This window comes from Streptomyces sp. NBC_00885, assembly GCF_045207475.1.
GTDB lineage: Bacteria > Actinomycetota > Actinomycetes > Streptomycetales > Streptomycetaceae > Streptomyces.
The window spans coordinates 1,644,495-1,665,467 of record NZ_CP108796.1 but is presented as its reverse complement, the minus strand read 5'-3'; the positions used below and the strand labels follow the sequence as shown (position 1 = coordinate 1,665,467).

The 20,973-nt window shown below is 71.2% G+C and carries 16 protein-coding genes; 13 read left to right on the top strand and 3 right to left on the bottom strand.

What is annotated here, in order from left to right; genetic code table 11:
- Positions 1–137 precede the first annotated feature (137 nt).
- A complete protein-coding gene (locus tag OHA61_RS07590; RefSeq protein WP_406302364.1) occupies positions 138–3,029 on the bottom strand; it encodes an AAA family ATPase in 2,892 nt (963 codons plus the stop codon).
- Positions 3,030–3,396: 367 nt separating this feature from the next.
- Between OHA61_RS07590 and OHA61_RS07585 the strand changes: the two genes are divergently transcribed.
- From OHA61_RS07585 to OHA61_RS07540, 10 genes are all read left to right on the top strand, one after another.
- Positions 3,397–4,392, top strand: a complete 996-nt coding sequence (locus OHA61_RS07585; RefSeq protein ID WP_406302363.1) for an AfsA-related hotdog domain-containing protein — start codon at positions 3,397–3,399, stop codon at positions 4,390–4,392.
- On the top strand, positions 4,389–5,435 hold the full coding sequence (locus OHA61_RS07580) for a beta-ketoacyl-ACP synthase III (protein ID WP_406302362.1): 1,047 nt from the start codon (positions 4,389–4,391) through the stop codon (positions 5,433–5,435). Before OHA61_RS07585 ends, OHA61_RS07580 begins: the two co-directional genes overlap by 4 nt.
- 72 nt (positions 5,436–5,507) lie before the next feature.
- Positions 5,508–5,747, top strand: coding sequence for a phosphopantetheine-binding protein (locus OHA61_RS07575; protein ID WP_324988393.1), 240 nt, complete (start codon positions 5,508–5,510; stop codon positions 5,745–5,747).
- 20 nt (positions 5,748–5,767) lie between these two features.
- Positions 5,768–6,976 (top strand): beta-ketoacyl-[acyl-carrier-protein] synthase family protein, encoded by a 1,209-nt coding sequence (locus tag OHA61_RS07570; RefSeq protein WP_406302361.1) that lies wholly within the window; start codon positions 5,768–5,770, stop codon positions 6,974–6,976.
- Positions 6,977–7,049: 73 nt separating this feature from the next.
- Positions 7,050–8,015, top strand: coding sequence for an aldo/keto reductase (locus OHA61_RS07565; RefSeq protein ID WP_406302360.1), 966 nt, complete (start codon positions 7,050–7,052; stop codon positions 8,013–8,015).
- A gap of 4 nt (positions 8,016–8,019) precedes the next feature.
- Positions 8,020–8,844, top strand: a complete 825-nt coding sequence (locus OHA61_RS07560) for an HAD family hydrolase (protein ID WP_406302359.1) — start codon at positions 8,020–8,022, stop codon at positions 8,842–8,844.
- The gene (locus tag OHA61_RS07555; RefSeq protein WP_406302358.1) at positions 8,831–9,868 is read left to right on the top strand and encodes a 3-oxoacyl-[acyl-carrier-protein] synthase III C-terminal domain-containing protein; all 1,038 of its coding nucleotides are present in this window, start codon (positions 8,831–8,833) and stop codon (positions 9,866–9,868) included. Before OHA61_RS07560 ends, OHA61_RS07555 begins: the two co-directional genes overlap by 14 nt.
- An 88-nt stretch (positions 9,869–9,956) precedes the next feature.
- Entirely contained in the window at positions 9,957–11,528 is a 1,572-nt protein-coding gene (locus OHA61_RS07550; protein WP_406302357.1) for an MFS transporter, read from the top strand.
- Positions 11,525–13,039, top strand: coding sequence for an FAD-dependent monooxygenase (locus OHA61_RS07545; protein ID WP_406302356.1), 1,515 nt, complete (start codon positions 11,525–11,527; stop codon positions 13,037–13,039). The genes OHA61_RS07550 and OHA61_RS07545 overlap by 4 nt, the downstream gene beginning before the upstream one ends.
- A complete protein-coding gene (locus tag OHA61_RS07540; RefSeq protein WP_328667292.1) occupies positions 13,036–13,428 on the top strand; it encodes a PPOX class F420-dependent oxidoreductase in 393 nt (130 codons plus the stop codon). Before OHA61_RS07545 ends, OHA61_RS07540 begins: the two co-directional genes overlap by 4 nt.
- A gap of 210 nt (positions 13,429–13,638) precedes the next feature.
- Here OHA61_RS07540 and OHA61_RS07535 read toward each other — a convergent pair whose 3' ends face one another.
- Positions 13,639–14,172: a cysteine hydrolase family protein gene (locus OHA61_RS07535; protein ID WP_406302355.1), complete on the bottom strand. Its 534-nt coding sequence runs from the start codon at positions 14,170–14,172 to the stop codon at positions 13,639–13,641.
- Positions 14,173–14,236: 64 nt separating this feature from the next.
- Here OHA61_RS07535 and OHA61_RS07530 point away from each other — a divergent pair, with 64 nt between their 5' ends.
- Positions 14,237–15,097: an alpha/beta fold hydrolase gene (locus OHA61_RS07530; protein ID WP_406302354.1), complete on the top strand. Its 861-nt coding sequence runs from the start codon at positions 14,237–14,239 to the stop codon at positions 15,095–15,097.
- A gap of 299 nt (positions 15,098–15,396) precedes the next feature.
- Here the strand turns inward: OHA61_RS07530 and OHA61_RS07525 are convergent, their stop codons facing one another.
- Complete coding sequence (locus OHA61_RS07525; RefSeq protein WP_406302353.1) at positions 15,397–16,062, bottom strand: 4'-phosphopantetheinyl transferase; 666 nt, start codon at positions 16,060–16,062, stop codon at positions 15,397–15,399.
- Positions 16,063–16,440: 378 nt separating this feature from the next.
- Between OHA61_RS07525 and OHA61_RS07520 the strand changes: the two genes are divergently transcribed.
- Positions 16,441–19,662, top strand: a complete 3,222-nt coding sequence (locus OHA61_RS07520; RefSeq protein WP_406302352.1) for a BTAD domain-containing putative transcriptional regulator — start codon at positions 16,441–16,443, stop codon at positions 19,660–19,662.
- A complete protein-coding gene (locus tag OHA61_RS07515) occupies positions 19,659–20,960 on the top strand; it encodes an MFS transporter (RefSeq protein WP_406302351.1) in 1,302 nt (433 codons plus the stop codon). The genes OHA61_RS07520 and OHA61_RS07515 overlap by 4 nt, the downstream gene beginning before the upstream one ends.
- Positions 20,961–20,973 lie beyond the last annotated feature (13 nt).

Sequence of the window (20,973 nt, the reverse complement as noted above, 5' to 3'; positions counted from 1 at the left end):
ACTCCCCGAACGTAGACGGCTGCGAGGGAAGCAGCCTCAGTGGAAACACGTAACCGGCTACGTATTCCTCTGCGGGTCCATCAGCGTGTGGTCGTCGGTGAGCTGCGTCCGCAGAACCATGACCTCGTGCAGATCACTTACGATCCGGCTGCCAGCCCTATGCGGGTCATGAGGCCGGCCAGGGCCGAGCGGGACGGTACGGAGGCCTTGCGGTAGATCGACGACAGGTGCGTTTCGACCGTGCGCCGGCTGAGGTGGAGCCGGGCGGCGATGTCCTGGTTGCTCAGGCCCTCCGCCACCAGTCCCGCCACCTCGAACTCACGCGGCGTCAGTTCTGCCAGCTCCGCCGGCATCGCTGTCGCCTCCGCCATCACCTGAGGGCGAATCAACTCCGCGAGGTCCACAAGCAGGCGTGCGCCGCCGCCGGCGGCGATCCGGTGGGCGCGATGCCACATCGCGGCGGCACGCGGGCCCTGACCGGCGCGCTGTACCAAGGGCGCCGCACGCAGCAGGGAGTACGCCTCCCACAGGGGCTGGCCGCAGTGGACGTATTCCTGTGTGGCCTCGTCGAGGAGACGTACGGCCTCGTTGATGTCACCGCGGTGCTCGGCCAGCGAGGCACCGGCTCGCAGCGCGGCTGCGCGCTGACCGCCGAGGCCCAGCCGGCCGGCCTCCCGCGCCGCCTGTGCGGCCCAGCGTCCGGCCTGGTCGATGTCCCCGGCGGCGAGGGCCGCGGCCGCGAGGGTGTCCAGCTGGCCGGGACGGACCGACGGTTGCAGCAGGGGAAGTTCAGTGCCCCCGCCCGCCGTCATGATGGCCTCTTGGGCGCGGTGCGGGTCGCCGCTCACGAACGTCGCGTGCCCGAGCATGCACCAGGCCAGGGCGGACCACCAGCCCTTGCTCCCGCTGGTTGCCGCGACGGCTTCCTCACCGGTCCTCAGGGCACTGTCGTCCCCCAGCGGACGGGTCAGCAGCAGCACCAGCGTCTTGATGGCGAGGGTGAAAGCCAGGAGGTCACCACTGCCCGCGGCCCGCGCGATGGACTCCGCTTCCTCGGCCGCCTCCAGCGCGGACGGCAGGCGGCAGGTGTTGAGGTGGAGGAAGGCCCTGCTCGTCAGCAGGTGCGGCAGGACATGGAGCTGTCCACTGCGGCGGGCGATGTCGAGGCCCCGGGTGATGTGCCGTTCGGCGTCGGTGTAGCGCTCCAGTACGACTTCCGCCCAGCCCAGCCAGACCAGTGACTCGCACAGATCCGTGAGGCCGGGGTCCGTCAGCCCGTCCGCGAGCCGGCAGGCGGCGTCGGCGAACCGGGCGGCCGCTTCCGTCTCGCCCTCGTACGCCTCTCCGAGGGCCGCCAGGGCGAGGGCCGCCGCTTCGCCCGTGGCGTCGTCGTCGGAGCGCGCGACGGCGACGGCTTGTGCGACGTCCGCGCGTACCTCGGGGTAGGACGCGGTCAGCAGGGCGGACATGCCGAGGGCGAGCCTCAGGGAGACCGCTTGGGCGGGGGAAGGGCCAGGATGGCGGGACAGCTCCCGGCGCAGCAGGGCGGTGGCCTCGGGGGAGTGGCCGAGGTGCCGTTCCATGACGGCGCACTGGGCGATGGCCTGCGTACGCAGCTCGGGATGGTCCTTGCCCGATGCCTCGATCAGGGTGTGCAACAGGTTGCGGCTCTCCCGGGAGTTCCCGCTGACGCCGAGCGCACGGGCGCGCGCCAGGACGAGTTCACCGCGCCGCCGGGTGTGGGCGGGTGTGTCCGGCATGCGCGTGAGGACGACGTCCAGCAGATGGGCGGCGGTGGCCGGGGCGGTCGACGCGAACTGCGCGGCGGCCTCGCTCAGTACGGCCGCGGCCTGGGGATCCCAGTCGGTCAGCGACCGTTCGACGTGGTGGGCCCGCTCGGTGGCGGGAGCACCCCTGCGGCCCAGTTCCTGCGCGGCGCGGCGATGGACCTCGGCACGCTGGTGCGGGGCGATGTTCTCGTAGACCAGCGCCCGCACCAGCGGGTGGCGCAGGGCCCACCGGCCGCCCGGCCCGGCGCGCAGCACATCCCGCACCATCAGAGCGCCGGTCTCGTCCTCCACGTATGGGACGGGGAGCCCGGTCGCCACGGCCAGCATGGCGGACGTGGCATGGTCACCGAGGGTCGCGACCGCTTCGACGATGCCGCGCTGCGGCTCGGTCAGCGCGGTCAGTTCGTCGAGCAGCAGCGCGGCGAGCCCGCTGGGCACGCCGACCGCGTCGGTGGCGTCGGCATGGGCGGTGATGCTGCGCAGCGGCGCCCCGTTGCGGTACGCGTGCAACAGCGAGTGCAGGTACAGGGGGTTGCCCTCGCTGGCGGTGTACAGCTGCTTGGCGTCGTCCTCGGGAACGTCCAAGGCCAGCGTCCGGATGGACTCCTGCTCGGGAAGCGGCTCCAGGGCGAGGTGCAGCACGGCTCCGCTGTCTGCGCCGCGCGTCAGCGCCGCGGTCAAGGACGTCGGTGTCTGCCGGGAGCGCCGCGCCACGACCAGGAGGACCCGGCCGCGCGCCGGGTGGCGGACCAGGTGGTCCACGAGTTCCCGTGACGCGGGATCCGCCCAGTGCAGGTCGTCGATGGCCAGCACCAGGCCGCGCTCGCCCAGGCGCGCGAGAAAGGCGGCGATCGCACGATGCGTCCCGAAGCGGGCAGCGGCGCCTGCGTGGGACGCGTCGCCCGGCGCGTGCCGGATGTCGCGCAGCACCGCGCCCGCTTCGGCGAGGGCAGGATCAGCGGCCGGCGGGCCGGGAGCGGCATCGGCGAGTGCGTCGGTGAACGCCTGGAAGGGAACGTGCTGTTCGTACTCCGTCGCCCGGCCGCGCAAGACCGTGAAACCGGCCTGCTGAGCCCGGGCGCACGCTTCGCCGAGCAATCGGCTCTTGCCGATGCCGGGCTCACCGGCGATGTCGACGACCGCGGGCACCCCCGACTGCCCCAATGAGGTGAGCACGGCGTCCAGCCGTGCCAGTTCGGCGGACCTGCCCACCAGTTGTGCCGCGTTCGTGCCCCCCACCTGCAACTTCCCCCTGTCCATCCAACGATCTCTCTCCCCACCGACAACCCTACGTTCCGGCGCGGACACGCAGGGCCGCGAAAGGCATGCTCGCGTCGCCCTCACGCTGAGCGGTGGCGCGCAGCACCGGATGGCAGGTGCCGGGCCCGGTGGGCCGGAACGCCCAGACGTCCTTCAAAAGCCCCAGGTCAGGGGCCCTGGTGGCGGGATGTCAGCCCCTTACACGCTCCGACAGTGGGACGAAAGAGCCGATGACTAGTTTCTTTCTCGTCGGCCGCGGACGGGGTGGTCCGGCCGTAGACGATCAAGAGATTCCGAGAGTGTCGGTGGGGAACCGCCGTGCTTTTGACAGGGGGGTTACCTGCCGATGACGGTGTTCACAAGTACCTTTGCGCCCGGTGCACAGGAGCTCGGATTCGTTCGGTCCGTCGACCGGCGTCTGCTTCATCGGCGGGCTCTGTCGGAGGTGTTCCTCACCGACACCTCGGCCGTGGACGGGCAGCGCTTTCTCGCCGGAGCCCAACTCCCCTCCTCGCACGCGTACTTCACCGATCACGTCGGCCACACGGTCGTCGACCCGGTCCTGCTCCTGGAGTGCGCCCGGCAGGCCGAGACCTACGGTGCGCACACCCACCTCGGTGTCGACGGCGACACGAAGTTCGTCCTGCAGTCGTGGTCCATGCGGCTGCCCCGCCTGTTCGTCGCGCACTCCGGCGATCCGGCGGAGCTGACCCTGCAGGTCACCACCGACCGGCCCGCCGACGCGACCGCGCCCGCCCGGTCCGTCACGTACGAGATCCGCTTCCTGCTCTCCGGTGAGGAGGTCGGCGAGGTGCGCATGGCGGTCGGCTACCTGTCGTCGGGGACGTACTCCTTCGTCCGGTCGAAGCGGCGCGGCAGCCCGCCCGTCCTGTCCGACGACGTCGCGACCGTCCCGGCGACGGTCGCCCCTCAGGACCTCGGGCGCGCCAATCCGGTCAACGCCCTGCTCATCGACCCCGTGCACGACGGTGAGGGAATCTCCGCCGGCGTACGGACTCCCAATGACAACCCGAGCATGTTCGACCATGTGCAGGACCATCTGCCGGGCATGGTGCTCACCGAGGCCGCGCGGCAGGCCGCACTGCTCGCCGGTGCCCGGCTCCTCGGCCGGCCCGCCGACGGGACCACGCTGGTCGGGTTCGACCTCGGCTTCGCCAAGTTCGCCGAACTCGACGCGCCGGTCACCGTCAGCGCGGTCCCCGAGCGCGAACGCGACGGGATCCAGAGCTTCCGGATCGGTTTCCTGCAGAGCGGCGAGGAGGTCGCGTCAGGCACCGTGGAGACCACGGCCGTTCCCGCGTCGCACCGGAGCGCACGGTGAGTGGACGTGCGGCGGTTCTCGCGGGGCTCGGCGGCTGGCTGCCGCCGACGCGGATCACCAACGACGACCTCGCCCGGGAACTCGACACCACCGATGAGTGGATCACGACCCGCACCGGGATCCGGCAGCGGTTCGTGGTGCCGCCGGGCCTGTCCACCTCCGACGTCGCGGTCGAGGCAGGGGCCAGGGCGCTCGCCTCTGCGGGTACGGACTCGGTGGGCCTGCTCGTTCTTGCCACGAGCACTCCGGACCATCCGTGCCCGGCCACGGCGCCCGAAGTGGCCAGCCGGCTGGGGCTCGGGGAGATCCCCGCATTCGATGTGGCCGCCGTGTGCACGGGGTTCGTGTACGCGCTGGCGACAGCGTCGAGCATGATCCGGGCGGGGATCGCCGACAGCGCCCTGGTGATCGGCGCCGACACCTTCTCCACCATCCTCGACCCCGAGGACCGTACGACCAGGGCGATCTTCGGGGACGGCGCGGGGGCGACGGTGCTGCGCGCCGGACGCATGGGGGACAGCGGTGCGCTGCTGGGGTTCGACCTGGCCAGTGACGGCTCCCAGGCCGATCTGATCACCGTGCCGGGCGGTGGGTCCGAGCACCGCTCGAAGGGGCTTGCCGCGCCGGGCGACGAGTTCTTCACCATGCAGGGCCGTTCGGTGTTCCGCAACGCTGTGACGCGGATGAGCGAGTCGTCCCGTCGGCTGGCGAAGCAGCTCGGCTGGCCCATCGAGTCCATCGACCGGCTTGTCGCCCACCAGGCCAACATCCGCATCCTGACCGCCGTCGGCAATGAACTCGGGCTGCCCGAAGAGAAGTTGGTGGTCAACCTCGACCGGGTCGGCAACACCGTTGCCGCCTCCATACCGCTGGCGCTGGCCGACGCCGTGCACTCGGGCCAGGTCGCACCGGGCCACCGGGTGCTGCTGTGCGGCTTCGGCGGGGGCCTCACCTGGGGGGCCGCGGCCCTGGAGCTGCCCGAGGTGTCCGTCGAACCACTGCCGGGCCCCGCGGCGCCGGCTGAACCCGCCGGCGCGACGTAACCCCGCCTGCGCGGAGAGACCCGCCTGCGCCAAGCAATCAACGCAAGCCAAGCAAAGGAAGAAAGCCCCATCATGAACGCTGTACAGGAAAAGCTGACCGATCTGCTCGTCTCCCAGCTCGGCGTGCCCGCCGCGAAGATCGAGCCGGTGATCGCCTACAAGGACCTCGCCCTCGACTCGCTCGCGCTGATCGAGCTGACCATGCTCATCAACAAGGAGCTGGGCGTCGACCTCAACGACGACGTCCTCCAGGGCGAGACGACCATCGGGGACACCGTCGAGCTCATCGAGTCCCAGGGCGTACGCGCGTGACCCACCCATCGAAGGGAGCCGTGGCGATCACGGGGGTCGGACTCGTGACCGCCGCCGGCCTCGACGCGAGGACGAGCTGGGAGCGGGTGTGCTCCGGCCGGTCGACCGCCGCCCCCGATCCCGAACTCGCCGGACTCCCCGTCGACTTCTCCTGCCGCGTGCCCGGCTTCGACGCCGGGGCGCTGCTCGGGCCGGGCAACGCCTGGCGGCTCGACCGCTTCACGCAACTGGCGATCGTCGCCGCCCGCCAGGCGGTGTCCGACGCGGGCCTCGACCCGGAGAACTGGGACGGCACACGCGTGGGCGTCATCGTCGGCAACTCCCTCGGCGGTACGGCGACGTGGGAGCAGCAGCACCGCAGGTTCCTCGAGGACGCGCCGAAGAGTGTCTCGCCGCTGATGATCCCCATGGGGATGTCGAACATGGTGGCGGGCCAACTCGCCATCGATGTCAAGGCGTTCGGGCCGAGCATGGTCACGGCCACCGCCTGCGCGTCCGGCTCCAACGCCATCGGCCTGGCCCGGGACCTACTGCGGTCCGGCACCTGCGACGTGGTGCTCGCCGGGGGCGCCGAGGCGGCACTGACGCCGGCGACCATCACCGGCCTGACCCGGATGGGCGGCCTCTCGGGGCGGCGCGAGGACCCGGGCGCCGCGTCCCGGCCGTTCGACGCGGCACGCGACGGCTTCGTCGCGGGAGAGGGCGCCGGAATCCTCGTACTGGAGCGGCCCGAGGACGCGCGGGCGCGCGGTGCCTCGGTCTACGCCAAGGTCATCGGCTTCGGCTCCTCGACGGACGCGTACCACGCCACCGCGCCCGACCCGAGCGGCGCAGGGATGGAGCGCGCCCTGCGCGCCGCCCTCGCCGACGCGGGAGCGGGGACGGATGAGGTGGACCACGTCAACGCGCACGGCACCTCGACCCCGCTCAACGACGTCACCGAGGGCCGCGTGCTGCGCAGGGTCCTGGGCGAGCGCCCGCTGGTCACCTCGACCAAGGGCGTCACGGGGCACACGCTCGCCGCCGCGGGCGCCATCGAGGCCGCCTTCACCGCGCTGGCGCTGCGCGACGGCCTGGTCCCGCCGACGGCCAACCTCACCGAGCTCGACCCCGAGATCGACCTCAACATCACGACGGGCGCGGCGGCGGAGAGGGATCTGGAGATCGCGGTGAGCACGTCACTCGGCTTCGGCGGCCACAACGCCGCACTCGTCTTCGCGGCCGCTTGAGATGTGCGGCCGTTCGTCAACAGTCCGCGGCTCGAGAGCAGTTCACGGCCGCTTGAGAACAGAAGGAGGAAAGGTGCGCCTGAGGAGTCTGGGCAACACAGGAATCAAGATCGGCAGCGTCGGCCTCGGGTGCATGGGCATGAGCTGGCTCTACCAGGAGTCGGCCCGGGACGACGAACGCTCCATCCGGGTCATCAACGAGGCACTGGACCTCGGCGGGAACCTGCTGGACACGGCAGATCTCTACGGGGCCGGCCACAACGAGACCCTGCTGGGCCGGGCCGTCGCGGGCCGCCGGGACGAGGCGGTCGTCGCGACGAAGTTCGGCATCGTCCTGGACGACCTCGAGCAGCGGGCGGCCCATCGCGACAACTCACGGGCCTATCTGCGGTCGGCGGCCGAGGCCAGTCTGCGAAGGCTGGGCCTCGACGTCATCGACCTCTACTACGTCCATCGCATCGATCCCGCCGTCCCGCTGGCGGAGACCTGGGGCGCGATGGCGGAGCTCGTCGACGAGGGCAAGGTGCGCTGGCTCGGCCTGTCCGAGCCCACTGTCGCACAGGCCCGCGAGGCTCACGCGATCCACCCGGTGACAGCCGTCCAGTCCGAACTCTCGCTGTGGACGCGCGACGCGCTGGAGGGCGAGTCGGGCGGGACGGTCGGCTGGTGCGAGAGCGTGGGGGCGAGTTTCGTCCCGTTCGCGCCGCTCGGCCGGGGCTTCCTCACCGGGACCCTGCACGCCGGCCAGTTCGAGGACACCGACTTCCGCACCGCCAACCCCCGCTTCCACCGTGCCGCGATGGAGGCGAACCAGCGCATCGTCGACGTGATCCGGGAGGTCGCCGACCGCCGCTCTCTCACGCCTGCCCAGGTCGCCATTGCCTGGACGCTCGCTCAGGGCGAGCGGGTGGTACCGATCCCCGGCACGAAGAACTCCCGCTATCTGCGGGAGAACCTGGCCGCGGCGGAGGTCTACCTCACCGAGGAGGACCTGGCCGATCTGGCAGCGCTGCCGGCCGCCGTCGGAAGCAGGTACTGAGCTGATGACAGGTACTGAGCGCCTGGGCGACAGCACCCAAGGCCTGGGTGAACTGCCCGTGCGGATCGCGTTCTTCGACGTCGACGAGACGCTCATCGACATCAAGAGCATGTTCTCCTTCCTGGAGTTCCACCTCGCCGATCGGGACCGATACCGCATGGCCGCCGGGGAGTTGACGCGTGCCGCGCGGGCCGGCGTGTCCCGCGAGGACACCAACCGCGCCTACTACCGCAACTACGCGGGGGCCGGGCAGGAGGCCGTCGCCGAAAGCGGGCGCCTCTGGTTCGCCCGCGAGCGGCAGCGGGACGGTTTCCTTCACCAGGGCGTCGTACGCGAACTGCGCCGGCTCCAGGCCGAGGGGTGTCAAGTCGCCCTCGTCTCGGGATCGTTCCGCGCCTGCCTCGACCCGATCGCGGAGCACCTCGGCGCGGACCACGTGCTCTGCAGCGAGCCGGAGGTGGCCGCAGGCCGGTACACGGGCGAGGTGCGTACCGCGATGATCGGCGCGGCGAAGGCCACGGCCGCCCGCGCCCTGATGGACAGGTCGGGCGCACGTCCCGAGGAGTGCGTCGCGTACGGCGACCACGCCTCGGACCTGCCCCTGCTGACCTGCGTGGGCGGTGCGGGGGTCGTCGGGGACGACCCGGTGCTCGCCGAACACGCCGACCGGTACGGCTGGATCCGGTTGCCCGGGACCGCCGGGGCCGCAGCGGCAGCACAGGGGACCGCCGCTGCGGCCCCGGCCAGACACCCGGCCGCCTCCTCTTCGCACACCTCACCCGCTCCATCCACGTCGAGCACGGAGGAACTCACACATGCGACTCGGTAACGGGCTGGGGATCCGGGCGGTCAGGACCTGTCTGCCGGTGACCGTCGAGACCGCGCAGGACGCCCTCACGCGCGGAAGGATCAGCACTGAGGACCTGACGAACACCGGCGTTACCGAAGTCCCGGTCTCGGGAACCGACTCGGCCCCGGACATGGCGGTGGAGGCGGCGCGCGGCGCGCTCGCCGCGGCGGGCTGGGACGGCGCCGGCCTCGGGTTCACCGCGCACGCCTGGATCCACCACCAGGGCCACGACTTCTGGTCGCCCGCGCACTACGTCGCGCACCGCCTCGGCGCGGTGCGCGGCGTCCCGCTGGGCATCCAGGTGATGTGCAACGGCGGCGGCACCGCACTGGAGGCGGCCGCGTCCCGGCTGCTGGCCGACCCCTCTACCGGTACTGCGCTCGTCACCACCGGCGACCGTTTCCCCGACGAGGGCTTCGACCGCTGGGCGGGCGACTACGGCGTCTTCTACGGCGACGGGGCCACGGCGGTCCTGCTGCACGAACGCGACGACTTCGTCGACGAGTTCACACTGCTGGGCCTGTCCAGCGCCGCCGTCTCGGCGGCCGAGGGGCTGCACCGCGGGCGGGACGAATTCACCCCGGCGACCCGGTGGATCAGCGACCGGATCGACGTCAAGCGCACCAAGAAGGCATTCATCAACGACGTCGGCCTCGACGGCTTCTACGGCGGGGTGCACGCGGCGCTGCGCGGCATCGTCACGACCGCGCTGGAGGAAGCCGGCATCGACGTCGACGACCCCCGCATCCGGGTCCTCGCCCTCCCCAGGGTGGGCATCAAGGTCCGCCGCGAGACCTACCACCCGGCGGTCGAGGGCCTGACCAAGGCAAGGGTCGTCGAACTGGGCAACCGCACCGGCCACTTGGGAGCCGGTGACATGGCGGCGAACCTGGCGGACATCCGTGAGCAGGAACTGCTTGCGCCGGGCGAGATCGCCCTCACCATCTCCGCGGGCGGGGGCTTCGGCTTCACCTGCGCGGTCGTCGCCCGGCCCGTCGGCTGATCCCCGGTTCGCCCGGGCCGCCCGCTGACTCCACTCGTATGCCTGTCCACACCTATCCCCCCAACAACCCCCTGAAAGGGGATGTTTCATGAGTACGGCTCGTCCGGACACCGGTCGCGGCAATCCGACACTGACGCTTGTCGCGGTCTGTCTCGCCGTCCTGGTCCTGCCCGCCTCGCTGACCGGTACCTCCGTCGCCCTTCCGGACATCAGCTCCGATCTGGACGTGGGTCTCGCCCCGCTGCAGTGGGTGGTCAACGCCTACAACCTCGCCTTCGCCTGCTTCATGCTCGGCTGCGGCTCGCTCGCGGACATCGTGGGCCGTCGGCGGATGTTCGCCGGCGGTACCGCCCTGTTCGCCGTGTCGACCCTGGTCAGCGCGGTGACGTCGAGCATCGAGGTGCTGGATGTGGCGCGTGCGCTCGCCGGGCTCGGGGCCGCGGCGGTGATGACCTCCGGTGCCGCGATCCTGGCCACCACGTTCGAGGGGGCCGCACAGGCGCGAGCCTTCGCGATCCTCGGCTCGTCGGCCGGTGCCGGTCTGGCACTCGGCCCTTCCAGCGCGGGTCTGCTCGTCAGCAACTTCGGCTGGCGTTCGGTGTTCTTCTCGCACCTGCTCATTTCGGTGCTCGTGCTCGTCGCGGTGCCGCTGATGCCGGAGTCGAAGAACCCCGCCGCGACGAAGGTCGACTGGGCCGGCACCACCACGTTCACGCTGTCCCTGTTCTGCCTGATGTACGCCATCGTCCAGGGGCCGCAGCAGGGCTGGACGAGCAGTACGACGCTGCTGCTGTTCGCCGCGGCGCTCGTACTGATGGCACTGTTCGCCTTCGCCGAACTGCGCCAGCGGCAGCCCATGATCGATCTCTCGCTCCTCAAGCAGGGCCGGTTCATGGCGGTTTCGCTCATCCCCGTCGCGCTGTCCTTCAGCTTCGTGTGCATGCTGGTGCTGCTGCCCACGTACTTCACCGGGGTCACCGGGATGAGCACGAACGCCTCGGGCGCCACGATGCTGCTGCTCACCCTGCCGGTCCTGGCCGTTCCGCTCGTCGTCAGCAAGCTGGTCAAGAGCGGAGTGTCCACCCGGCTCATCCTCACTCTGAGCCTCGTGGTCGCTGCGGTGGGCGCGGGCTGGCTCACCCTGATCGACCCGGACGTGTCCGTGGTGACGCTGGTCGGTCCGCTGCTGCTGCTCGGCATCTCGATGGGTATGACGGCCGGTCTGGTGGACGGCGCGGCGATCACCTCCGTGCAGCCGACGCAGGCGGGTGCCGCCGCGGGCCTCTTCAACACGATGCGGCTGGCCGGTGAGGCGTTCGCCATCGCCGTGATGAGCGCCGTGCTGCTCAACTCGACCCGCTCGCACATCTCCGACGGCCTGTCCGGAGTCGAGGGCGCGAACGGCGTCGACGCGGGCGGCGTGGCCGACCGCGTGATCAGCGGCGACCTGGCCGGAGCGGCCGAGACCGTCACCGGTTCCGCCCGCTCCGACTTCCTCGGCCTGCTCACCGGGAGCTACACGGACGGCCTGCACCTGGTGCTCTGGGTGGTCGTCGCCATCTGCGCCGCGAGCGCCGTGCTGGTGAGCGTGATGCTGCGCGAGCGCGCTGCCCAGCCGGCCGCGCCGGCCGAAGCGGTCGCCGAGGAGGCGACCGTATGACGACCCCCGCGGGTACGTTGCCCGTGCTGGTCGCGGGGGCGGGACCGGCCGGGCTCACCGCGGCGACCGAACTCGTCCGGCGTGGTGTACCGGTCCGCTGCGTGGACAAGGCCGAAGGCCCCAGCACGCTGTCGAAGGCGCTGGGCCTGTGGCCGCGGACCGTCGAGCTGATCCACCGCGTCGGCGGGCAGGACCTGCTCGCCGCGCGTGCGCTGCCCCAGTCGCAGATGCGGTACTACTCCGCCGGCAAGGTCATCGCCAACCTCCGCTACAAGCCGGCGACCCGGCCGCTGATCTGCCCGCAGCCGGACATCGAGGAGGTCCTGCGGACCAACCTCGCATCGGTCGGGGGCAGTGTGCGGTGGGGGACCGAGCTGCTGGGCTTCGAGCAGCTCGACGACCGGGTGCGGGCCCGCCTGCGCCACCCGGACGGCACCGAGTACGACGAGGAGTTCGCATACGTCATCGGGGCGGACGGGGCGAGCAGCATCGTCCGCGGCCATCTCGGCATCGGCTTCGAGGGATCCACGTACGAACTGCGGTTCGTGGTCGCGGACGTGAGGGTCGACACCCGCTTCGACCACCGCATGACGCACTACTTCTGCTCACCTCGGGGCATCCTGGTGGCCTGCGGACTGCCGGACGGTCGCTGGCGTGTCTTCACCTCGGCGCCTCCCGGGGTCAGCACGGAGGACGTCGACCTGGCCATGGTGCAGAGCCTGGTCGACGAGCGCGGGCCCGGCGGGATCCGGCTGCACGACCCCGACTGGATCAGCGTCTTCAACGTGCACGCGCGGCACGCCGACACGACACGGGTCGGCCGGGTCTTCCTGATCGGCGACGCCGCGCACATCCACAGCCCGGCCGGCGGGCAGGGCCTCAACACCGGTGTCAACGACGCCCACAACCTGGCGTGGAAGCTCGCCCTCGTCTGGCGCGGGCACAGCGCCGAGCGGCTGCTCGACACCTATGTGAGCGAGCGCGGGGACGTGGCGCGCGCGGTGGTGCGCCAAGCCGACGTGCAGACGAAGCTGTGGCTGCTGCGCAAGAGCCACCAGGTCGTCCTGCGCGACAACCTGGTGCGGGTCGCCTCGGGCCTGCGCCTCTTCGACCTGGCGTACATACCGTGGCTCGCCGGTCTGCGGACCAAGTACCGGACCGAACCCTCGGCCGGAAGGAAGACGGCCGGTTTCGTGCCCGGCGCGCTGGTGCCGCTGCCGCAGCGCAACGAACTCGACGATCTCCGCCACACATTGATCCTCACAGGGACGCAGGACGCGTCGGTGCGGGAGCTGACCCGGTGGTGCGCGAACCGGCTCGACGCGGTACTCGACGTCCGCACCGAGGCGCGCCGCGGAAAGCCCGCGCTCGTCCTCGCCCGCCCGGACGGTCACGTGGACTGGATCGCCAAGGACACCGCCACCATGCGGGCACGACTGACGGACCTGTTCCGCCCCCTGCTCGGGGCCCGGCAGGACGAACAAGAGAAAGTGAAGGAACACACGGCATGAGTCTCATTCCGGACAGCCACAAGGATCTGCTGGAGCGGCCGCTCTTCGGTCATCTCGCCACGATCCGGGCGGCGGGCGACGGGCCGCAGGTGAACCCGATGTGGTTCTCCTGGGACGGCGAGTACGTCCGGTTCACCAACACGACGGTCCGCTACAAGTACAAGAACATCACGGCCGACCCGCATGTCGCGGTGTCGGTCAACGACCCGGAGCAGCCGTACCGCTACCTGGAGATCCGCGGCGAGGTGGTCCGGATCGACGACGACTCGTCCGGTGAGTTCTTCGCGCAGCTCGCGGAGCGGTACGGCATGAAGCTGGACGGTCCGCCGCCGGACGTCGCGCACCGCATCGTGTACGTGGTCAAGCCCACCGCGGTCAGCCACCAGTGATCCGGCCGGCCTGAGGCCGGCCCGTGCCGTACCAGCCGGACCGCCAAGCGGTGTCGGGGATGTCCGGGTGGGTGGAGGAGGGGGTCGAGGGCCGAGTCTGGCAAGGCGGAGGAGGGAGTCGACGCGGAGCGTCGGCGACTGACGACAACGCAGCCAGGCGACAGCCGTCGGCCCGCGACGCCGCCCGGACGTCCCCGGGGCCGCTTAGGGTCAGTTTCCGCTGACCTTCGCGGTCACCAGGTCCGCGACCACGGTGGTGCCCGCGCCGAGTGCGGTGAGACGGTCGAGAGCCTCGCGGTGCTGTGCCTCGTCCACGCTGGCCGTGGCGTCGGAGACGACGACCACCCCGTAGCCCAGACGCAGCGCCGTCGCGGCGGTCGACGCGACACCGTGCGCGGTGGACAGTCCGGCGACCACGACCTCGGTGACGCCTTCGCCGCGCAGCCGGTCGTGAAGGTCGGTGCCCTCGAAGGCGTCAAGGCCGTGCTTGGTCACCAGGTGCTCGCCGGTACGCGGTTCGAAACCGGAGACCAGCTGGTTGGGGGCGGCACTGATGCCGCCGTCGGCGCCGTCCTCTCGTACGTACCGCACGAAGACGACGGGCGAGGAGCCGGTGTTCGCGAAGTGCTCGCGCAGCCTTGCGCAGGCGTCGGCCACGACGTCACCGCCTACTGGCTGCCACGGCATGTCGACGATCCACCGCTGCAGATCAATCAGGACAAGTGCCGTGCGTGCGCGGGTCATTCTGTTCCCCCAGGACGGATGATCAGCGGTCCACCGCACCCTACCAAGGGGAAGAGACAGCCCAATGGAGACGCCAATCGCGACGCGGGACGGTCTGCGACTGTGGACGGAGACGTTCGGCAGCCGCGGCGATCCGGCGGTGCTGCTGGTGATGGGCGGCTCGGCGCCGGGGATCGTGTGGCCGGACGAGCTGTGCCGGCTGATCGCCAAGGACGGGTACTTCGTGGTGCGTTACGACCACCGGGACACCGGCAGGTCGGGGAAGTCCGACGACGAGTACGACCTGTCGACGCTCGCCGCGGACGCCGCCGACGTGCTCGTGGGACTCGGACTGGGATCGGCGCATGTGGTGGGTCAGTCCGTCGGCGGCATGGTGGCCCAGCTGCTCGCGCTCGACCGGCCCGAACTCGTGCGGTCACTGGTGCTGCTGTCCAGTTCCCCGGACGCGAACGGCGACGTATGGGCGCCCCCGCGCACCGGACTGCCCGGTCCGCGCCGACCGATGCTGGAGCACGTCGCCCGGCTCTCCGCGTCCCCGCCCCAGGGGCCCGAGGAGAGCCTGGCCGCGGCCGTCGACGGCTGGCAGGTGCTGGTCGGGTCCTACGTGCCGTTCGACCGGACGTACTGGGTCGATCTGGTCAGGCGCGTGAAGGACCGCGACCGCGGCCCCGACACTGCCTGGCGCCATGCGACGGCCCTGGACCGCACGCCCCCGCTCACCGGGCGGATCGCCGCCCTCGACGTGCCGACGCTCGTCGTGCACGGCGAGCGGGACCCCGTCCTGCCGTTGGAGCACGGCGAGGAACTGCGCCGGGTGATCCCGCACGCCCGCCTGTGGCGGATCGCCGGCATGGGCCACATCTTCCCGCCGCACTGGTCGTCGACCATCAGCTCGCTGGTCGTCGACCATCTGCGCAGGACATGAATCGCAGGACCTGAATGTCGCGTACGAAGGAGACTGTGATGCGTCACGCAACCGGCAGGACCGCCCCCTCTCGTATCCAGCCCAGGGCGCGGTTGAGTTCCGACACCGGGCGTCGGGACACGGAGACTCAGTTCCTCCAGGCGCTGCGGAGCCGGCACCCCTCTTACCGGCTCGACGAGGCGTCGTTCTCGGATCCGCTGAGGACGACTATTTCCTGGTTCACCGGAACCGTATGAGCACGGTTGCCGATTGAACAAAGAGCCCGGAAATGAAACGGTCAGTAGTTCGTGACGAGCCCGTCACTCCAACGTAACAGCCGTCAGGATGAGGAAATCCCGTACCGCCCAACGACCGTGGAGCACTTCGTGGCGAAATTCCCGCGCCGCTCCACTCCGTTCACTCAGGCGGACGCGGAAGGTCCCCTCTGCCACAGCCCCCAAGCCGCCCGCGCCATTGCCGTAAACCCGCCCGGACAGCGTGAGTTCCGCTTCCCGGAAACCCAGCCGGATCCCGTGCAATGGATACCACGCTTTGTATGCGGCCTCCTTGGCGCTGAACAGCAGCCGGTCCACGCGGACGTGGGGCAGGAGCGCCGCCGACTCCCGCAGCCGCGCCCGTTCCCCGGCTGACGAGACAAGCTCCAGAACACCGTCGCGCAATCCCAGGTTCGGCTCGGCGTCGATGCCGAGCGCCGTGACGTCGGCGCGGCGGGCGAGGACCGCGGCACGGTATCCCCGGCAGTGCGTGATGCTCCCCACCAGCCCTGACGGCCAGACAGGAGCCCCCGTCGCGTCGGCGGGCACGGGCCGTGGCTCCTCGCCGAGCAGCTCCATGGCGCGCCGGGCGCAGCCGCGCCCGGCGGCGAACTGGTCCCTCCGCTCGGGCAGCGCCGCCGCGATCAGAGCCCGTTCGGCCGGCGAGAGGACACTCTCGTCGCCGGGGGCGTCACTGACGTCCTCGGCCACCGCAACACATTGCGGCAGCAGTCCTTCGATCACCAAGTCCCCCGATATCGGCCGCCGTTCAGCCCAGGCCGCGGCGGACGTTACCATGTGACCCATCGAACAAGGCGGTACCCCCGGCCCGCCTTCGGCATCCCCTAAGGTGGCAAGCGCACAACTGAACAGTCCCAGGCGCGAGTTCCGGCAATGACGCGGCTCGTAAGCGCGGGGGATGCTGTGCACACGCCTACGGGGGATGGCAAGAACTGCATGGAACGAATCGAATTCGTCCCATCGCCTAGCGTCCCGGCGCATCGCGCCGGGGATAGCTTTGGGATACTCGGGACGCTCTCCGCGTGCGTCGCCGGCAAAGAACTGGCAATTGATTCCGGGAAGCTCCGGGTGCTGCTGGCGGCGCTGCTGCTGCGGTCCGGCGAGGTCGTCGACAACGAGCGTCTCGCCGAATGGCTGTGGGACGAGCGCAAGCCGTCGAATCCACGAGGAGCACTGCACACGTACGTACGACGGCTACGGATGCTGCTCGGCGACTCGGACCTGGTGGAGACGGCGGCCGGCGGCTACCGGATCGACGTGGCCGAGGCGGAGCTGGACCTCACGCGGTTCCGCCGCCTGGTCCGGCTCGCGCGGCAGGCCGAAACGCCGGATGAGCGGGCACGGCTGCTGGCCGAGGCGTTGAGCGTCTGGCGCGGTGCGCCTCTCGCGGACATACCGTCGGACTCGTTGCGCCGTGACGAGTGCCCGGCTCTGGAGGATGAGCGGCTCGGCGCGCTGGAGGCGTACTTCGAGACCGAACTCCACCTCGGCAGGCACGGGCAGCTGGTGAAGGACCTGCGCACCGCCGCCATGGACAACCCCTTGCGGGAGAACTTCTGGAGCCTGCTGATGCTGGCTCTGTACCGCTCGGGGCGGCAGGCGGAGGCGCTGGACGTCTACCAGCAGGCCCGCCGCGAGCTGGTCGATCAGCTCGGCGTCGAACCCGGCGAGCGGCTGCGCGCCCTGCACACCGGCATCCTCGAGTCGGACCCCGCCCTCGCGGCCCCGAACGGGCCGCGCCCCGGCGTCGGCGAGGCTGTCACGGTGCCCGCCCAACTCCCGCCGCTGGCCATGGGGTTCGTGGGACGGGACGACGTCGTCGACCGGGTCGAGACGATGCTTCCGCCGGCGCCGGACCGTACCGGCGTCCCCGTCGTGGTCCTGTCCGGGCCGCCCGGCGTCGGCAAGACGGCGCTCGCGGTCTGGCTCGGCAGCCGGGTGCGGGGCGCGTTCCCGGACGGGCAGCTGTATGTGAACCTGCGCGGCTACGAGCAGGGCGGCGAGCACGCGCCGCTCCCGCCGGACCAGGTGCTCTCGCAGTTCCTGCGCAGCCTCGGCGTGCCCGCGGAGCAGATCCCGGTCGATCCGGTCGAACAGGCCAACCTCTACCGGTCGAAGCTCACCGGGAAGAGCGTGCTGGTGGTGCTGGACAACGCCTCCAGCGTCGAGCAGGTGCTGCCGCTCATCCCCGGGGACGCGGGATGCTCCGTACTGATCACCAGCAGGCGGCAGTTGCGCTCCCTCGCCGTCACCCACGGCGCCCAGGTGATCCGGGTCGGCACGCTCAGCCCGTTGGAGTCGGCCGAGCTGGTTACCGGCATGATGCGGCAGGCCGCGGTGGCGATCGAGCCGGACGTGGTACGCGAAGTCGTCGCCCTGTGCTGCTGCCTGCCGCTCGCGCTGCGGATCGCCGCGGCCAACCTGATCGGCGCCCCCGGCGGGCAGACCGAGGACTACCTGGAGAGTCTGCGGCAGGGCAACCGCCTCGCCGCCCTGTCCGTCGACGGCGACACCACGTCCGCCGTCTCCACGGCCATCGCCCTGTCCTACGACGCGCTGACCCCGGACGACCGCGCGGTCTTCCGCCTGGCGGGGCTCTTCCCCGGCTCCGACTTCACGCCCGCCGCCGTCTCAGTGCTCGCGGACATCAGCGAGGCACAGGCGCGGACCGGCCTGAGCCGTCTGGAGACGGCGAGCCTGTTGCAGCAACCCGCCCCGGGCCGCTACCAGTTCCACGACCTGCTGCGCGAGTACGCCCAGGGCCGCGCGCTCGCCGAGCATTCGGCGCGGGAGCGGGCCGAGGCTCTGGAGCGGCTCGGCCAGTGGTACCTCGCGGGTGCCTGCGCCGCGGCCGACGTCCTCTACTCGGAGTTCGTGCGGCTCGCCCAGCCGGAGCGGCCGAAGGCGACGTTCGACGCGCCGCAGTTCCCGAACGAGAGCCACGCGACGGCCTGGCTGCTGGCCGAGCGGCGCAATCTGATGGCCTGTGTGCGCCACTTCGGAACGCACGGCCCGCACCACCTGTCCTGGCACCTGGCCGACGCGCTGCGCGGCTTCTTCTGGACGGGCAAGTACCGCACCGAATGGCGGGAGACCACCCGTATCGGCCTGTCCGCCGCCGAGACCCACGACGACGAGCGCGGCATCGCGGCCATGCACCGCAGCCTCGCCAACCTCCACAACACGCTCGGCGACTACGAGCGGGCCATCGCGCACCAGGAGAAGAGCCTCGCGCTGCACGACCGCCTCGGCATGGCCGAGGAGGTCGCGGCCACGCTCAACAACATGAGCCTCGCCCACCTCAGCCTGGGCCGGGGCGTGCGGGCCGAGGAGGCTGCACGGCGGGCGCTCGACGTCGCGCACAGCATCCGCTCACCCCGGCTCGAGGCCAGCACCCAGGGCCTGTTGGGGTTCATCCACTGGACGCACGGCGACATGGCGCGCGCCACCGAATGCCTCACCGCGTCGCTGGCCACCGCGGGCGGCCTCGGCCTGCACCACATCAGCTCGTACAGCCTGCGCAACCTGGGCCTGGTGCGCCAGGCCACCGGAGAGCTGTCCGAGGCGCGGTCCTGTTTCACCCGGGCGCTGAAGGTGTCCGAGTCCATCGACTCCTCGTACGACAGGAGCATCTCGCTGTACGGGCTCGCCCTCGTCGACCTGGACATCGGCCGGCACGAGACGGCGCTCGACTCGGCGCAGCGGGCGCTGAGCTCCTTCCAGGAGTGCGGCGACCGCACCTACGAGGTGGAGACGCTGTGCCTGCTGTCGGCCATCAGCGCGGGCCTCGACTCGCTGCCGGAGTCCGCCCGTTACGCGGCCACGGCGCTCGACGGGGCCCGGCAGATCGGCTACGTCGACGGCGAGGCGTACGCGCTGGCACGCATGGCCGTCACCGACGGCCTGCTGGGCCGTGAGGATGCCGCCGGGCACGCCGAGGCGGCCCGCTCCCTCGCCGAGGGGAGTGTGAACCACATCGCCCGCAGCAAGGTCCTCCTGGAACTGGCCCCGCTCTATCTGAGTCTGGGTGACCCGCACCGCGCCGAGGAGTGCGCACAGCTGGCGCTCGCCCTGTCGCAGCCGACCGCGCAGCGTCTGAACATCGCCAGGGCCCAGCACGTCCTGGGCACCGTCGCCACGTTCGACGGCGACCACCTGCGGGCGCGGGGTTACTGGACCAAGGCTCTGGAGGCGTTCACCGAGATCGGCGTCGCCGAGGCGGATGACGTACGCGAACTGCTCAGTACCACTCCCGCCACACGCTCACAGAACGAGAGGACGGCATCGTGAACACCCTTGCCGCAGAGGCGAGTCGCGTATCCGTGAGGCGGGACCGCCTGCGGCCGGTGGTGGTCGCCTCCATCGGCAACGCCATGGAGTGGTTCGACTGGGCCACGTTCGTGACGTTCGCCGCGCTGCTCGGCCCGCACTTCTATCCGTCGGGCGATGCCACCACGAACCTTCTGCAGACCCTGTCGGTGTTCGCCGTCGGGTTCCTGTTCCGGCCGCTCGGCGGGGCGCTGATCGGCGCGTACTGTGACCGCAACGGCCGCAGCGCCGCGCTGCGGCTGTCCCTGCTGATGATGGCGGGCGGCAGCCTCCTGATCGCGATCGCGCCGCCCTACCGCACAGTCGGCGTACTGGCCCCGGTGCTGCTGGTGGTGGCCAGGGCGCTGCAGGGACTGTCCGCAGGCGGTGAGGGCGCGGCGATGAGCACGTATGTGAACGAGATCGCGCCGCGCGGGCGCCGCGGCCTGTACTCGAGCGCCGTCTACATCAGCACCACCCTCGGCACGCTCGCGGCCACGCTGCTCGCGCTGCTGCTGCACCGCATGCTCACCCCCGCCCAACTGGGCAGCTGGGGCTGGCGGGTGCCCTTCGCGCTCGGCGCGCTGCTTGCCGTGTACGGCTGGTACCTGCGCGGCCGGATGCGCGAGACACCCGTCTTCGACGCGGCTCGGGAGCGGCCCCGCAACCCGGCGCGGCAGGCGCTGCGTACCCACCCGCGCGCTGCCGCCCGCGTGATTGGCTTCACCCTGGGCGCGACCGTCGTCTACTACACCTTCGCCTCGTACCTGCCGCTGTACGCCCAACTCCGGTACGGCGTACCGGCGAACAGCGCGCTGTGGGCCGCCGTCGTCGCGCAGGTGGTGTTCATGGCCGCGCTTCCGCTGTTCGGCATGGCAGCCGACCGGTTCGGGCGCCGTCCGCTGCTGTTGGTGTTCGGCGGCGGGTTCGCCTGTCTGTCACCGGTGCTCTTCGGGCTCCTGTCGGGCTCGGCGGTGCGGCTCGGCCTGGTGATGACGGCGGCGCTGCTGCTGTTCGGCTGCTACGCGGCGGCCGCCCCGTCGGCGACACTGGAGATGTTCCCGACGTCGGTGCGGTCGAGCGGCGTCGGTCTGCCCTACGCGCTGACGGTGGCTCTGTTCGGCGGTACGGCGCCCTACTTGATCGAGTACCTCGCCGCACACGGCCACGCCTCCTGGTACCGGTGGTACGTCGTGGGGCTCTGCCTTCTCAGCACCGTCTCGTTCTTCCGGTACCGGGAGACCAAGGACGTGGACCTGGCGGCCGTCGGCCGGACCTGACCGCGCCGCCCGC